This window comes from Fluviicoccus keumensis (assembly GCF_004217445.1).
Classification (GTDB): Bacteria; Pseudomonadota; Gammaproteobacteria; order Pseudomonadales; family Moraxellaceae; genus Fluviicoccus; species Fluviicoccus keumensis.
Window position 1 is genome coordinate 48070 of the sequence record NZ_SHKX01000016.1, and the last position, 14341, is coordinate 62410.

Below are 14341 nucleotides of genomic sequence, written 5' to 3' on the forward strand. Positions count from 1 at the left end.
GATCAGCGGCCCAGCAGGCGCTCCGCGAATGCGACCTGGGCGGGCAGGGTGACCGTCTTCTGGTCGTAGCGCGTCACCGCCGTGTGGCGGGCGCCTTCCCGGATGCCGGCGAAAGCCTCCGGCTTCGCCAGCACTTCGATGGCCTGTGCGGCCAGGGCATCCTGGTCGAAGAAATCAAACAGCAGACCGTTTTCCCCGTGCCGCACCACTTCGGTGACCGGCGGCGTCGCCGACGCCAGCAGCGTGCAGCCGCTGGCCATGGCCTCCAGCATCGACCACGAGAGCACAAAGGGATAGGTCAGGTAGGCGTGCGCCCGCGACACCTGCAGCATGCGCAGGAAGTCGGGGTAGGGCAAGGGGCCCAGGAAATGGATGCGGCTGAGGTCAAGCTTGCCGTCCAGTTCGCGCAGCATGGCCTGCCGCCAGGTCAGGCCGTCCGGGGCGGCAGCGCCGTAACCGGTCTGGTCATCGCCCACAATCAGGGTCACGGCATTCGGGCGGGCTTTCTGGATGGCCGGCAGCGCCCGCATGAAGACATGGAAGCCGCGGTATGGCTCCATGTGCCGGTTCACCAGCGTCAGGACCTCATCACGGCGCGTCAGCACTTGCCCGTTCGGCAGACGCCAGGCGGCGGACTCGTCAGGACGGATCAGCTCGGTATCCACGCCTTCATGGATGACCTCGATCCGGGGTTGATATTCCGCCGGATAGAGGCTTTTCTGCCATTCCGTGGGGCTCCAGCCGTGATCCAGGCCGGTCATGCTGACCAGCTGGGTGGCGTTGCGGGTGCGTAGCAGGAAGCGCCGGTCAAATTCGGTGGGAAACTCCGGGTCGAAGCCAACGTCCTTGCCTTCTGCGTGATAGAAAAACTCCATGTAGCCGACAATTTTGGCATCCGGGTAGATGTCGCGCAGGTACAGCGCTTCGCCCCAACCGGCATGCGCCACGACCAGATCCGGGGTAAATCCCCGTTTTTTCAGGGCCATGCAGGCCCGAACCACGCTCTGGCCGCGCAGGACATTATGCTCCATGCCGCGCAAATAGCTGTGCACGCCCTGGGTCACGGATCGTGACAGCTCATATCCCGCCAGTTTTACCCCGGGCAGGCCGGGGCCAAGGCGTTCGATCGCCGGCTTTTCGCCCATGCCGACAATGACGTTGTTGCGATCCCGGGCCAGATGACGGGCCAGGTGGCTGAATTGGCCGGGAAAATTCTGATGAATGAAAAGGGCGCGCATGATTCCGTTGGCTGCTTTGTTGTTTTAGAGGCGTGTTATGCAGGGAAAGCGGGGAGGCGTCAACGCCCCCTGAGCCTGTCTTCGATCCAGCGGCCGATCATCGGTGTTACATCGATGCGGTTGGTGACGTGCGCCACGGTATTGCAACTGGCCAGTTCGCCGATTCCGGCGTCGCGCATCTCGTCTGTGGTGTCTTCGCCGAACAGTGCGTGCACGCATACCGCCCGCACATCCCGGATACCCTGCGCGCGCAGTTGCCGGGCGACCTGCATCAAGGTGTGGCCGGTTGAAACCATGTCATCCACCAGCACGACGGTCTCGTAGCCTTCCGCCGCCAGATCGGGAACCTGGATCACCACCTGGCGGTCACCCAGACGCTCCTTGTCCAGCACGCGGAACGGCAGGCCGCAGCGGGCAGCGACGGCGGTAACCCATTGCTCGCTTTCCCGGTCCGGGCCAATCAGCAGCGCCTTGCCGGTCAGGCGGCCGTTCAGCCAGTCGCCGATGACATCGGTGGCATGGAGTGCGGTGCTGGGCACCGTGTAGACATCTTCCAGGTGCGGGATGCGGTGCAGGTGCGGGTCGACCGTGACCATCGCATCCACCAGCCGCGACAGCAGGCGGGCATAGCTGGCGGCGCTGACGCCTTCGCCGGGATGAAAGGCGATGTCCTGCCGCATATAAGCCAGATAGGGGGTGACCAGCCATAACCGTTTGGCGCCCAGCCCGCGCAGCACGTCGCAGACAAAGGTCAGCGCCAGGGTTTTTTCGGAAGGATGATCCAACGTGCAGACCACCACCACGGTTTCGCTGACGGCTTCGGGTACGCGGACGCGGATTTCCCCGTCGGGAAAGGCGTGGATTTCGGCGGCCTGACAGCGGCTATCCAGGCCTTGACCGGCCAGCCAGTCGCGCAGGCGCGGGCCCAGCCCGGCTTCATCATAAAGGGTAACCAGGCTGATCATACGGATTCTTCCTCGACAGTAATCATGTCCGGGTGGGCCTCATGGAATTCCAGGGCGTAGGCCAGTTCGCCGGGGCTGTCGGCAAACAACTCGAACAGCGGCGCGCCGCGCTCGATGCGGTCGCCCAGATGCACCGCCAGCCGCAAGCCCGCGCCGGGAGCGCCGGGAGCGCCCGCCAGCTTGGCCAGCCGCGACACCAGCCGGTTGTTGATGTGGGTGACAATGCCGTTGCGCGGTGCGGCGATGGCGCGGCTGGAGGAGGCCAGTACCGGTTCGCGGAAGCCGCCCTGGGCCTCGCAAATGGCGATGAACTTTTCACCGGCACGGCCCGACAACAGCGCCTCGCGGGCCAGGCGGCTGCCCTTGCCGTGCGGCGCGATGCCGCCCAGCTCCAGCAGTTCGCCCGCCACCAGCAGCGCGCGCTCGCGCAAGTCCGCCGGCGCGCCGGACTGGTTGCGCAGCACGGCCAGCACATCCAGCGCTTCCAGCGCTGGGCCGACGCCGACGCCGATCGGTTGCGTGCCATCAGTCTGGATGGTCCGGACTTCCATACCCAAGGCTTCCCCGACCTTGCGCAGCAGGTGGGCGAGATGGTCCGCCGCCTGCCGTCCGCGCACCTTGGCGGTGGGGCCGACGGGGATATCAATCAGTACATGCGTGGAACCGGCTGCCGCCTTCTTCGACAGCACCGACGCCACCATCTGGCCTTCGCTGTCGATGTCCAGCGCGCGCTCCACCCGGATCAGGATGTCGTCGGCCGGGGACAGCGATACCGAGCCGCCCCAGACCAGACAGGCGTTTTCCTTTTCCACCACCCGGCGCATTTCATCCAGCGTCAGGGTAACGCGGGTCATGGTTTCCATGGTGTCGGCGGTGCCGGCAGGCGAAGTAATGGCGCGGGAAGAGGTCTTGGGAATCGTCAGACCGCAGGCGGCGGCGATGGAGACGACGATCGGCGTGGTGCGGTTGCCGGGCAAGCCGCCCAGGCAATGCTTGTCCATGATCTTGTCGCGGCCCCAGTCAATGCGGTGCCCGGCATCCACCATGGCCTTGGTCAGCCAGGTGATCTCGCTCAGGTCCAGGCGGTTGCCCGCGCACGCGGTCAGCAGCGCCGCCAGCTGGATGTCGCCGTAGCGACCTGCCACCACATCGGTGACGATCTCGTTCATGCCCTCGCGGGACAGCCGGTGACCGTAAAGCTTGCTGCGCACGTGTGACATCGAGTCCAGCGACGGGCTGTGGGTCAGCACCGCCAGTTCACCGTCATCAATGTCCAGCCGCTTCCACGCCGCTTCCGACAGACCGACATCCCCCTTGCCGAGAATATCGCTGTAGACGATGTTCAGCGTCGCCACCACGGACTTGTCGCCAATGGTGATGGTGACGCGGGACTGGGCCTCGAAGCCCTCGGATCGGCAGACATGGCAATCGGCGCGCAGAAAGGCGACGGGTTCGGAATGGGAGTCGATGCCCATGCGGCGCGGCCGCAGGCGGGTGCGGGCGATATCTTCCGGGCTCAAGGAGTTCTCCAGACTTTTGTTATGGGTATTGCCCAAGTCTGAAGCGTGCGGAGGGAGGGTGCAAGGGGCGGGCGGTTGAAAAGGGCGCACACCGGGTGCGCCCGTGTCGCAGATCAGTAACCGGCGCTCTTCAGGCGGTTGGCCTGGGCGCGGTAAACGCTCTTCGGGTTGGTTTCGAAGAGGCTGACCAGACCGAACAACTGGTTCACTTCGTCCAGGTGGTTCATGTTGTAGTTGTCGCGCAGCACCTGGCCGAGGTGGCTGGAGCAGCGGCCGACCAGGCCGTCGTTGGCTTCCGGGAACACCACGCTGGTCAGCGCCAGGGCGGGGTCAACGATGTCCAGCACGTTGGTCAGGTGGCCGGTGCCGCTCCAAGAGTAGTAACGCACGCCGTTGACGGTATACGCGCCTTCACCGCAAGCGGTGGTGGGAATGCCTTGCGGATACTTGGCGTTGAAGGCGGTGGCTCCGGCGGTGGTCAGCGAATCCAGACCGGCCAGCGCGTCCTGGCGGTAGGACTCACCGGCGACATTGTCGATCAGCAGGAAGAAGGCATTAATGACGCTGGACAGCGTGGTCGCGGTAATGGTGCCGACGCCGGGAATATTGGTGACGCCCTTGATCACGTCCGCCACGGGCGAACCCTTGTTCGGACCGCCAACGCCGGTGGCCGAGGCGACCTTGGTCGGGATGGCAGCGGCGACATAGCGGATCGACTGGTTGCCGTGGCTGTGGCCGATCAGGTTGACTTTGGCCGCGCCGCTGATGGCGAGGATGGTCTTGACCTGGGTCAACAGTTGTTCCCCGCGCACTTCGGAAGACTGGAAGGATGCCACCTGCGTGGAATAGACCTTCGCGCCGCCGGACACCAGATCCTGCGGAATGCCATACCAGTAATCCACCGGACCCAGCTTGGCGAAACCGGCCATGCCGTGCGCCAGCACGATCGGGTACTTGGTTTGGGTATAGCTGGAGGTGACCCAGATGCTGCCGGTCGAGGTGCAGCCGCCGGATACGGAGCAGACCTGATAGGAGGCGGCCTGAGCGGCGACGGCGCCGGTGAGCAGGGTGGCGGCCAGGGCAGACTGGGTAAGCAACTTCTTCATGGGAACAACTCCGGTTTGTTTTATCGGCGTCAGGCCGTTTTTCTTGTTTTGGCATCCATCCGGTACGGCGGTGCCATCTGTGAAGCGGATGCTATTCCGGCGGTTTGTCTTGAGCAATAGGGTATTTTTCGGCCTGTTTTGGCGTCATTTCGCAATGAATGGCGCAAACGCTTGTCTTTCAAGCATTTCGATTAACTCGCGTGTTAATTAAAATGACAGTCATGAAATGTTTTGTTGCAAATTGCCGATGAGTGGCCGGAATTGCATGGTGATTGACCTTGTTTCTGGATGAGCGGCGCTAAAAACTGGACGGATAAACAGGGAAGCCCTTCCGATGACCCAAATCGTCCCGCCCGCACTGCGCAGTCGCGGTCGTCCGCCCAAGACCGAAGCCGATCAGGAAGACCTGAAAACGCGCATTATTGATGCGACCTTGCTGGCATTTGCCGAGCAGGGCTTTCTGGCGCTGAAGGTGGAGCATGTGCTGGAGAAGGCGGGCATTTCCCGCCCCACGTTCTACAAGTACTTCCGCAACCTGGAAGAGCCGCTGGGCATGGCAGCGCTGAAGCTGCATGTGGATCTGGTCGGCCGCATCCGCGAGGCGCTGGAGTTTTCCGGCGACATCATCCTGAACAGCGTCAGCGCCTTTGAAGCCTATGTGGAGTGGGGGCGGTCGCTGGGAGCCGTCACGCGGCCGCTTTATGCGGAGTTCTACGAGGCCTCGTCGCCGGTATCGCGCTTCCGCCTGCATACCGTGGCGACCTTGCAGCAGATGATCATGGAAAAGGTGGTGGCGTCGGGCAGGCCGGAGCCGCTGCCCTCGCAGATCGAGCTGTTCCTGACCGGGGTGGAATTCCTGGCGTTCCGTTTTCTGCTGCGCACCGAAGGCAGCGACGCCGACTGGGCGGAAACCCGTCTGGCGATGATGAAGCTGCTGGTGGCGACGCTGGGCAGTGAATCGGACGCGCGCCAGTTTGCCGGGCTGTGGTCGATGCGGCCCGAGCGCTGATCAGCGCAGGCCGCCCTCCCACAGGTGGCGCACCGCGCCTTCCAGTTCCGTAAAGAAATCCCGCTTCAACACCCGGAATGCCTCTTGCGACAATTGCTCAAGAAAGGCGCTCGGGTACTCCAGGGATTGCCACAGCCCCAGCGTCAGCGCATAGGTGCGCATCAGCAACGTGGCTCCCGCCCCGGTCGCCAGTTGCGGACAGCGGTTTTCCAGCAGGCGGCCGCCAGCCTCCAGCGCCTGCGCCAACCCCAGCTTGAAACGGGTCATCGCTTCAAAGGGCAGGTTTTGCTCCAGCACGCCGTTGGAAATCGCGGCCAGCGGCAGCAGGTCGGGCAGGTTGCGGATGGCGTGGATATAAGGGCCCGCAAAGTGCCGTGCGGCCGCCGAGGCCTCTGCCGGCAGTTCCGCCAGCAGGGCGGGCAGGCTGTCCATCAGCTGGTTGAAGTCGTCTTCCAGCAGGGCGATGAAGATTTCTTCCTTGGTGCGGAAATACAGATAGACCGTGCCCTTGGCCAGCCCGGCCTCGCGGGCGATATCGGCGACCGTGGGCAAGACCTTGCGGCCTTGATAGAGGCGGTGGGCGGCGGACAGCAGTTCGGTGCGGCGGAGTTGGCGTTCTTCTTCCGTCATCGCAGTGCGGGCCATTCGGGGCTCCCGTTGTTCTTATAGTGGGGCAAGTATAGGGGTGGACGGGACCGTTTGTCTGCGGCCCGCCTGCCTCCGGGCGGTTTACGCCCGCCCGTTCTCCACCAGCCAGTTCTTGTACTGCTCGCGCACGCCGGTCTTCAGCAGCTTGCCGGTAGCGGTATGCGGCAATTCGTCCACAAACACCACCGCGTCCGGCATCCACCACTTCACGATCTTGTCCTTCAGGAAATCCAGCACTTCCTGTTCGGTGACGGTGCTGCCTTCCTTGCGGATGGCCAGCAGCAGCGGCCGCTCGTCCCATTTCGGGTGATAGACACCGATCACGCAGCATTCCTTCAGACCGGGATGACCCACCGCCGCGTTTTCCAGGTCGATCGAGCTGATCCACTCGCCGCCGGATTTGATCACATCCTTCGAACGGTCGACGATCTGCATGGTGTTGTCGGCGTCGATGGTGGCCACATCGCCGGTATCGAACCAGCCGCCTGCGAAGGCCTTGCGGTCGTCGTGCAGGTAATACTCGCCCGCCACCCACGGCCCGCGCACCAGCAGGCGGCCGAAGGTCTTGCCGTCGCGCGGCAGGTCGTTACCCTCGTCGTCCACAATCTTGATTTCCACCCCGTACACCGGACGGCCCTGTTTCAGCTGGCGCTGGTAGCGCTCTTCCTTCGGCAGCGCCGCCAGCTTGCTGTTCAGGTTGTTGACCGTGCCCAGCGGGCTCAGTTCGGTCATGCCCCAGGCGTGAATCAGGAAAGCATCGTGCTTCTGGTCGAAGGCCTTGATCATCGCCAGCGGCGCGGCGGAACCGCCGACCACCACGCTGTGCACGCTGTCCAGTTTGGCGTTGATCTGGTCGAGGTAGTTCAGCAGCCCCAGCCACACCGTCGGCACGCCCAGCAGCAGCGTTGCCTGTTCGCCGTTGATCAGTTCGTACAGCGATGCGCCGTCCATGCCCGCGCCGGGGAACACCAGCTTGGCGCCGGTAATGGTGGCGGCATAGGGCGTGCCCCAGGCGTTGACGTGGAACATCGGCACCACCGGCAGGATCACGGAATCGGCATGGATGTTCAGCGCATCGTGGCGGGTGGCGGCGGTGGCGTGCAGCACGGTGGAGCGGTGGGTGTACAGGACGCCCTTGGGATGGCCGGTGGTGCCGGAGGTGTAGCACAGCGCCGCGCCGGTGTTTTCGTCGAGGCAGGGCCATTCGTATTCGTCGGACTGATCGGCAATCAGCTCTTCGTAGCAGATCAGGTTCGGCAGCTTGCTGGCGGCGGGCATGTGTTCGCGGTCGGTCAGCACCACATAGCCTTCCACCTTGGGTAGCTTGTCGTGCACGGCTTCCAGCAGCGGCAGGAAGGTGAGGTCGACGAAGATGAAGCGGTCCTGGGCGTGGTTGACGATGTAGATGATCTGTTCCGGGAACAGGCGCGGGTTGATGGTGTGGGTGACCGCGCCGATGCCGCTGACGCCGAAATACAGTTCGTAGTGCCGCCAGGTGTTCCAGGCCAGCGTGCCGATGCGGTCGCCGGGTTTGATGCCCAACTTGTTGGTCAGGGCGTTGGCCAGTTGCTTACTGCGGCGGGCGGCCTGGGCGTAGGTGGTGCGGTGGATACCGCCCTCGACCTTGCGGCTGACGATTTCGGCGTCGGGGTGGGCCAGTACGGCGTGTTCAATCAGGGTGGATATCAACAGGGGTTGCTGCATCATGCTCATTGTTGTTTTCTCGCGTTGGGGGCGGGGCAGGGGTCAAGAGTAGACCAGGGGGAGGGGGGTTGTCAGCGTGAGATGGGGACGATTTTGGGATTGCTTGACAGTGGGGGGCATGTAGCCGCTGAGTTCACGGCTTGCTGGGCATTTTGCGCAGGTCAGGTGGAATGATGGGTTAGCGTGGCTACACCGATTGGATTATTCTTCATCGTTATTTGCACTGCCGATAGCAGGCATGAACTTAACTTGCTTTCCATCATAACCAGGCATATGGAAGAAGCTTGATCGACTTTGATGATCTACCAAATCTATATTGGCAATATGATGCATAGCCGGTGATATAGATTCCGAATATAGAGACAACTCAAGCTCCTCGGTGTTTATTTCAACGAATAGAGCAGAGTAGTCATATTCATAGCACCTGTTCAGAACCTTGAGATCCATAGATGGAAACTTCTTCTTATATATCTTGTTGTAGTGCGGTTGAAAGTATCTAATTAACGCCGCCTCGGCCAGAGAAATTTGCTCGTTTGTCTTTAGTGGGTTTTCGATAATGCTGACAAATCTTGCTGAATCGCGCTTATCTCCTATTGCTCCCTTCGATATTCCGTCAAGGCTTGTAAAAAGGCGATAAGGGGGATATTCAAAGGTGCTAACGAAAATTTCGCTGTCGGGTGAGTTGTAACTAGCCTCTGCGAGAATTTTCTGTAATGTTGAATGACTTTTCAATCTAACCTGAGCGGTTCTGCTTCCATTTCCGAAGGCTTGCCCAACGTACAAGACCTTTAGTTTCCTGAAGATGTGATCGTGCGAGTCAGCTCTGTACGCTAAGCTAAGCGCGCTAGCAGGGAGGTATCTGACACATTCACCACGTTTATTGAAAGTCTGTATTTCTCGATGAGGATAATTGGATAGCTTTAGTTCTATTGCGTCATCGAGTAGTGGGAATTCTTGAGTGAATTTCTCACGGAAATCTATTCCGTCTATTTTGTAGATAATGCTTCCGCTTATGGCTTTCCCATCATAAGAGAAGTCGTTTTTGTCAAAGCTAATAGCCGGTCTTTCACAGATTAAATAGATGTGGCAGTTTTTTGAAATTTCCGACTCTTCGTTACCCATAACTCCATCGGAGGAGAGCTGAGTTGCAGGCATCAAAAGCCACCTCGCACTGCAAAGACTTACCCCAAACTCGGAAAGAAATTTTCTTTTTACTGTTTGCATAACATTGACCTGAAGCTAAATAGTGCTAACGTCTTAATTGTCGCATCCCGGACCTACGCGGCATTTCGCGGAGGTCCGGTTATGGGTTGGGCGTCACTGCTTAAATCTATTCTGTGCGTCCACGATATACGCAAGATCTCTGCCGGGTGCCTTAAGTTCCGCTTCTTGCATAGCTATGTGAGCATCATTGATCTTGAATGGCATTTCTGCGAGGTCCTTAAATTTCAGCTTCACTAGAGACTCACAAACTTCTGCTGCAGTCGTCACAATTGATCTTAATGCCCCCGACGAGAACTTGGCATCTTGAATCTTCATGTACTGTTGATATTCGTCTAGGAGATGTGAAACTTCATCCTGTAGGTGATTAAGGTTCAGGTCTTTTCGTTCGGACACCTTGTTCATCCAATTTTTGAGGCGCCTAAATTTTATTTTCGCCTCCTCATCGTTCCGCCAATCAATTATTGCTTCCCATGGTGTTTCCGTTGTTGGTTGTGGAATGCCGGAAAGCATTAGATCAAGAATAAGACTTCGGCCGTTGATAGGGATATTTTTGGCTTGATATCGCTTTAGTGAATTGCTACTTAGAACTACTGGAATGTCGTGAAGAGGGTTCCGAATACCGGAGATCGCTAGTTCGGGTGTGTCCTCGATAATTAATTCGCGGCTGGTGACCTCTGAAATATCCATTTCAACAGCAGTATTTTCGGGTTGAAAATAGTGTGTGCTCGTAGTGGTTCTAATAACCCATACTGGAAGGTCTTTGTCAAAGCCTTCCATTTCCCAACCTGTTGGGGATGGATCCTCTTTCGGCGACTCAAGGAGCCCGTTATCGAAAAGCCAGTTGAGTTCGGTTGAAACTCTGTGAATTTGCTCTTCGCTGTAATATGCCCGTGAAAGGGGAAAGCGTGCTCGCCGAGCACGGGGAATGCTAGTTAAGAATGCGAGAGCAACCCTGTCGACAATCAAGGCCGATTTCTTTAGGCTTTCAAGGGAGTCCTCTCCAACAAAAGGTAGCAAAGCAGTTCTTGATTTATCCATCGTTATTTTTTCTCGAATTATTGAACCAGATTTTTCTGTGTGAATGTTCGTTAGGTTCATTCAGTTGTAGTGCTCCCCTGCGAACCCGTTATAGATGACGCGAAATACAATTAGGAGACAGAGTTCGCCTAACTCTTTTTTGCATTTAAAGGTTGAGTCCCCCCAAATCACTTTAAGAATTAGCCACTTGCAAGGAGCAGCCCCTTGTTAGGCGAACTAAATCCACGGGACGTAGTATTTGGAACCTATCACCCCTCCCCAAACCCCGTCAACGCACCATCCGAAATTTTCCCACCCCCCCCATCACCATTTTTGCCGATTCTGCGTACTTGTCCCCCGGATGCTGCTATCATCTGCCCTTGATTTTTTGTACCGCCGACGACCCCGACCGCCTGACGGCCGCGGCGTCACAACCCTCGGAACCGAATTCCAGAAATGACTAAAACCTTAAAGTTTACCGACCTCCCGCTGGACCCCCGCCTGCAACGCGCCATTGATGACCTTGGTTTTCCCCATTGCACGCCCATCCAGGCGGAAGTCCTGCGCTTCACCCTGTCCGGCCACGACGCCATCGGCCGCGCCCAGACCGGCACCGGCAAAACAGCCGCGTTCCTGATCACGCTGATCAACGACCTGCTGAAGACGCCCCCGGCGGAAGACCGCTTCCTGGGTGAAGCCCGCGCCCTGTGCCTGGCTCCCACCCGCGAACTGGCGCTGCAAATCGCCAAGGACGCCGAGGCGCTGTGCAAGTACAGCGGCCTGCGCATCGTCACGCTGGTGGGCGGCATGGACTACGACAAGCAGCGTTCGCAACTGCAGCGCGACTTTACCGACATCATCGTTGCCACGCCGGGCCGCCTGCTCGATTTCGCGGGTCAGGGCGAGTTGTACCTCGACCAGATCGAAGTGCTGGTGATTGACGAGGCCGACCGCCTGCTGGACATGGGCTTCATTCCGGACATCAAGCGCATTGTGCGCATGTGCCCGCCGAAGTCGCACCGCCAGACGCTGCTGTTCTCCGCCACCTTCAACCGTGATGTGCTGAATCTGGCGCAACAATGGCAGTTCGAACCGCTGCGCGTGGAAATCGCGCCGGAACAGGTGACCACCGACCGCGTCGAGCAGGTGATCTACATTGTCAGCGCCGAGAAGAAGTACCAGCTGCTGTATAACCTGATCAAGCAGGAAAACGTGGAGCGGATGATGGTGTTCGCCAACCGCCGCGACCAGGTGCGCCGTCTGGCCGACCTGCTGAAGAGCAACCATATTTCCTGCGATGTGCTGTCCGGGGAAGTGCCGCAGGAAAAGCGGGTGAAGACGCTGGAGCGTTTCCGCGAGGGCAAGATCCAGGTGCTGGTGGCCACCGATGTCGCCGGGCGCGGCATCCATATCGACGGCGTCAGCCATGTGGTCAACTTCACGCTGCCCGAGCAGACCGATGACTATGTGCACCGCATCGGCCGCACCGGCCGCGCCGGGGCCACCGGCAAGAGCATCAGCTTCGCCTGCGAGGATGACGCCTTCCTGATTCCGGCGCTGGAGCAGGCTATCGGCAAGAAGCTGTCGCTGCTGCACCCCTCGGAAGAACTGCTGGCCGCTGTCTGACCGGCTGGTGGTTTCCGTGGCAAAAGGGCGCGTTTCGCGCCCTTTTGCATTTGCCTTGCCCTGTGCCGCGCCGGGGGAGGATAATGAATAATTCCCTGAAAACCGTGAGGATTTTATGACCGATCTCGTCGCCCGCCGGGCTGAACTGTCCGCCCGCCGCACCGAGCTGCTGACCCGTCTGGCCGCCATCCGCCAGGATTACGCCAACGGCCTTCCCGCCGATTTCGAGGAACAGGCGCAGCAGCTGGAAAATTCGGAAGTGCTACAGGAAATCAGCCGTCTGGCCGCCGAAGAGCTGGGGCAGGTGGAAGCGGCGCTGGTGCGCATTGAACAGGCCCTGGGCAATCTCAAGGCCTGAGGCCGGATATTACTCCAGCCGGATGTTGTAGGCTTCCTGCAGGCTGATCAGCCCGCGCCGCGCCAAGTGCAGGGCGTGGGCGGTCAGCGGCGTCATGCCTTCGCGGATGGCCAGCGCCTGGATGTCGTCGGCCTGAACACCCGGCACCAGGATCGCCCGTATCGCCTGACTCATCACCAGCAGTTCATACACCGCCCGCCGTCCCTTCACGCCGCGTCCCTTGCAAAAGTCACAGCCCGCGCCCTTGTGGAATACTTCGTCATCAGCCACGCCCATGATGCGGCGGATGGCGGGGTCGGGATGGTCTTCCACCAGGCAATGCGGGCAGTTGGTGCGCACCAGGCGTTGGGCCAGCACGCCCAGCAGGGTGCTGCTCAGCAGATAGGATTCCACGCCGATTTCCAAAAAGCGGGTAATGGTGTCGGCGGCGCTGTTGGTGTGCAGGGTGGTCAGCACCAGATGGCCGGTCAGAGCGCTTTCCACCGCCATCTTGGCGGTTTCCTGGTCGCGCACTTCGCCCAGCATGATCACGTCCGGGTCGTGGCGCAGGATGTGCTTCAGCGCCTTGGCGAAGGTATAGCCGATCTGGGGATTGATCTGGATCTGGGCGATACCGTCGATATGGTATTCCACCGGGTCTTCGACGGTGATGATGTTCAGTGTTTCATTGCGGATGTGTTCCAGCGCGGTGTACAGCGTGGTGGACTTGCCGGAGCCGGTGGGGCCGGTCACCAGAAACATGCCGTTGTTGCGGCTGAGCAGGTGACGGATGCGCTCGGCGTCGTCGCCTTCATAGCCCAGGTCTTCGAGATGCTGCATGGCGAACTGGCTGTCCAGCAGGCGGATGACCACGTCCTCGCCATAAATGCCGGGCATCAGCGACAAGCGCAGGTCCACTTCCTTGTTGTTGAAGCGGATGCGGGCGCGGCCGTCCTGGGGAATGCGGTGTTCGGAAATGTCCATGCCGCCGAAGATTTTCAGGCGGGTCACGATCGGGGAAAGCAGGTTGCGGCTGAACGAACGCTGGCGCACTAGTTGGCCGTCAATGCGGAAAAAAATGTCCACGGACTTCTGGCGGGGCCGGATATGGATGTCGGAGGCGCGGCCGACCACGGCTTCGGTAATCAGGTTCTGCACCAGCTGCACCACCGGCCGTTCCAGCACCTTGTCGCTGATCTTCTGGTCCACCGCCGCCGGATCATCCCGCATCAGCAGTTCGACGTTCTCCAGCGCCCGGTCGATTTCCTCCTGGCCGTAATGGCTGGAGATGGCCTCCAGGATGTCGGCGGGCGTGGCGACGGCGACTTCAACCATGAGATCGGTCATGAAGCGCAGTTTCTCCATGACCGTGTTGTCGGACGGATCCGCCATGGCGACAATCAGGCGGTTATCGGTCTTCAGCAGCGGAAACAACAAGTGCTTGCGGGCGAAGCTGGCCGGAATGGTGATCAGGACGGAAGGGTCCAGGTCAAAATCACGAATGTGTACGAACGGCAGGCCGAAAGTGCCGGCCAGCAGCCGGCCCAGGTCTTCCTCGGAAATCAAGCCCTTGCTTTGCAGCTGGAAACCAATGTGCTGGCTGTTCTGGCAGGCCGGATCGGCCATGAATTTGGTCAATTCGTCCTTGGTCAGCAATCCCGACTCCAGCAGGAGGCGTGAGGCCGACTGCGGCGCCAAGGGGTGCCGGTAGTAGTCCTGCAATTGTTCGCTGTTACGGACAGTGTCCAAAAACGACAGTGAATTCCGTGGGCGGATAACGGGCGCCTGCGTCATTGATTTGTCTCGCTGAGGGCGCGACCTTGTGCCGGATTTGTATACTGCTTCTCAAAATAGCATAGGCATGGCCGAGGTCAACCGTCCGGGGAATGATGCGCGTATTTCAGGCGACGAGCTGCAAATGCGGGCTGCCCGGCGGCTTTTGCGCCC

12 protein-coding genes are annotated in these 14341 nt (G+C 60.0%); 3 read left to right on the forward strand and 9 right to left on the reverse strand.

Going from position 1 to position 14341, the window contains the following annotated elements; translation table 11 throughout:
• Positions 1–2: 2 nt before the first annotated feature.
• The 4 genes from EV700_RS15295 to EV700_RS15310 all read right to left on the reverse strand — a co-directional run bounded on the left by EV700_RS15295 (position 3) and on the right by EV700_RS15310 (position 4829).
• Positions 3–1238, reverse strand: coding sequence for a glycosyltransferase family 4 protein (locus tag EV700_RS15295; RefSeq protein WP_130415399.1), 1236 nt, complete (start codon positions 1236–1238; stop codon positions 3–5).
• A gap of 59 nt (positions 1239–1297) precedes the next feature.
• Positions 1298–2203 (reverse strand): ribose-phosphate diphosphokinase, encoded by a 906-nt coding sequence (locus EV700_RS15300; protein WP_130415401.1) that lies wholly within the window; start codon positions 2201–2203, stop codon positions 1298–1300.
• Entirely contained in the window at positions 2200–3723 is a 1524-nt protein-coding gene (locus EV700_RS15305; protein WP_242610289.1) for a thymidine phosphorylase family protein, read from the reverse strand. The genes EV700_RS15300 and EV700_RS15305 overlap by 4 nt, the downstream gene beginning before the upstream one ends.
• Positions 3724–3836: 113 nt before the next feature.
• Entirely contained in the window at positions 3837–4829 is a 993-nt protein-coding gene (locus EV700_RS15310) for a lipase family alpha/beta hydrolase (protein ID WP_130415403.1), read from the reverse strand.
• A 334-nt stretch (positions 4830–5163) separates the two neighbouring features.
• On the opposite strand from EV700_RS15310, the gene EV700_RS15315 reads away from it, so the two are divergent.
• Positions 5164–5838 (forward strand): TetR/AcrR family transcriptional regulator, encoded by a 675-nt coding sequence (locus EV700_RS15315; RefSeq protein ID WP_130415405.1) that lies wholly within the window; start codon positions 5164–5166, stop codon positions 5836–5838.
• Here EV700_RS15315 and EV700_RS15320 read toward each other — a convergent pair whose 3' ends face one another.
• The 4 genes from EV700_RS15320 to EV700_RS15335 all read right to left on the reverse strand — a co-directional run bounded on the left by EV700_RS15320 (position 5839) and on the right by EV700_RS15335 (position 10512).
• Positions 5839–6483, reverse strand: coding sequence for a TetR/AcrR family transcriptional regulator (locus EV700_RS15320; protein WP_130415407.1), 645 nt, complete (start codon positions 6481–6483; stop codon positions 5839–5841).
• Positions 6484–6567: 84 nt separating this feature from the next.
• Positions 6568–8199 carry a long-chain-fatty-acid--CoA ligase gene (locus EV700_RS15325; protein WP_130415409.1) on the reverse strand — a complete coding sequence of 544 codons (1632 nt, stop codon included), beginning with the start codon at positions 8197–8199 and terminating at the stop codon, positions 6568–6570.
• 192 nt (positions 8200–8391) lie between these two features.
• Entirely contained in the window at positions 8392–9414 is a 1023-nt protein-coding gene (locus EV700_RS15330; RefSeq protein ID WP_207224699.1) for a hypothetical protein, read from the reverse strand.
• 93 nt (positions 9415–9507) lie between these two features.
• Complete coding sequence (locus EV700_RS15335) at positions 9508–10512, reverse strand: hypothetical protein (RefSeq protein ID WP_130415411.1); 1005 nt, start codon at positions 10510–10512, stop codon at positions 9508–9510.
• Positions 10513–10887: 375 nt separating this feature from the next.
• Here EV700_RS15335 and rhlB point away from each other — a divergent pair, with 375 nt between their 5' ends.
• Complete coding sequence (gene rhlB / locus EV700_RS15340; RefSeq protein WP_130415413.1) at positions 10888–12057, forward strand: ATP-dependent RNA helicase RhlB; 1170 nt, start codon at positions 10888–10890, stop codon at positions 12055–12057.
• 115 nt (positions 12058–12172) lie between these two features.
• Positions 12173–12415, forward strand: a complete 243-nt coding sequence (locus tag EV700_RS15345; protein ID WP_130415415.1) for a hypothetical protein — start codon at positions 12173–12175, stop codon at positions 12413–12415.
• 9 nt (positions 12416–12424) lie between these two features.
• Here the strand turns inward: EV700_RS15345 and EV700_RS15350 are convergent, their stop codons facing one another.
• Positions 12425–14143, reverse strand: a complete 1719-nt coding sequence (locus tag EV700_RS15350) for a GspE/PulE family protein (RefSeq protein WP_165391514.1) — start codon at positions 14141–14143, stop codon at positions 12425–12427.
• Positions 14144–14341: the final 198 nt, after the last annotated feature.

Bases quoted from the DNA above. Each gene is read 5' to 3' on its own strand.
- EV700_RS15325 (WP_130415409.1), bottom strand. From the start codon at position 8,199: ATGAGCATGATGCAGCAACCCCTGTTGATATCCACCCTGATTGAACAC.
- EV700_RS15310 (WP_130415403.1), bottom strand. From the start codon at position 4,829: ATGAAGAAGTTGCTTACCCAGTCTGCCCTGGCCGCCACCCTGCTCACC.
- EV700_RS15335 (WP_130415411.1), bottom strand. From the start codon at position 10,512: ATGAACCTAACGAACATTCACACAGAAAAATCTGGTTCAATAATTCGA.
- rhlB (WP_130415413.1), top strand. From the start codon at position 10,888: ATGACTAAAACCTTAAAGTTTACCGACCTCCCGCTGGACCCCCGCCTG.
- EV700_RS15345 (WP_130415415.1), top strand. From the start codon at position 12,173: ATGACCGATCTCGTCGCCCGCCGGGCTGAACTGTCCGCCCGCCGCACC.
- EV700_RS15295 (WP_130415399.1), bottom strand. From the start codon at position 1,238: ATGCGCGCCCTTTTCATTCATCAGAATTTTCCCGGCCAATTCAGCCAC.
- EV700_RS15320 (WP_130415407.1), bottom strand. From the start codon at position 6,483: ATGGCCCGCACTGCGATGACGGAAGAAGAACGCCAACTCCGCCGCACC.
- EV700_RS15300 (WP_130415401.1), bottom strand. From the start codon at position 2,203: ATGATCAGCCTGGTTACCCTTTATGATGAAGCCGGGCTGGGCCCGCGC.
- EV700_RS15330 (WP_207224699.1), bottom strand. From the start codon at position 9,414: ATGCAAACAGTAAAAAGAAAATTTCTTTCCGAGTTTGGGGTAAGTCTT.
- EV700_RS15315 (WP_130415405.1), top strand. From the start codon at position 5,164: ATGACCCAAATCGTCCCGCCCGCACTGCGCAGTCGCGGTCGTCCGCCC.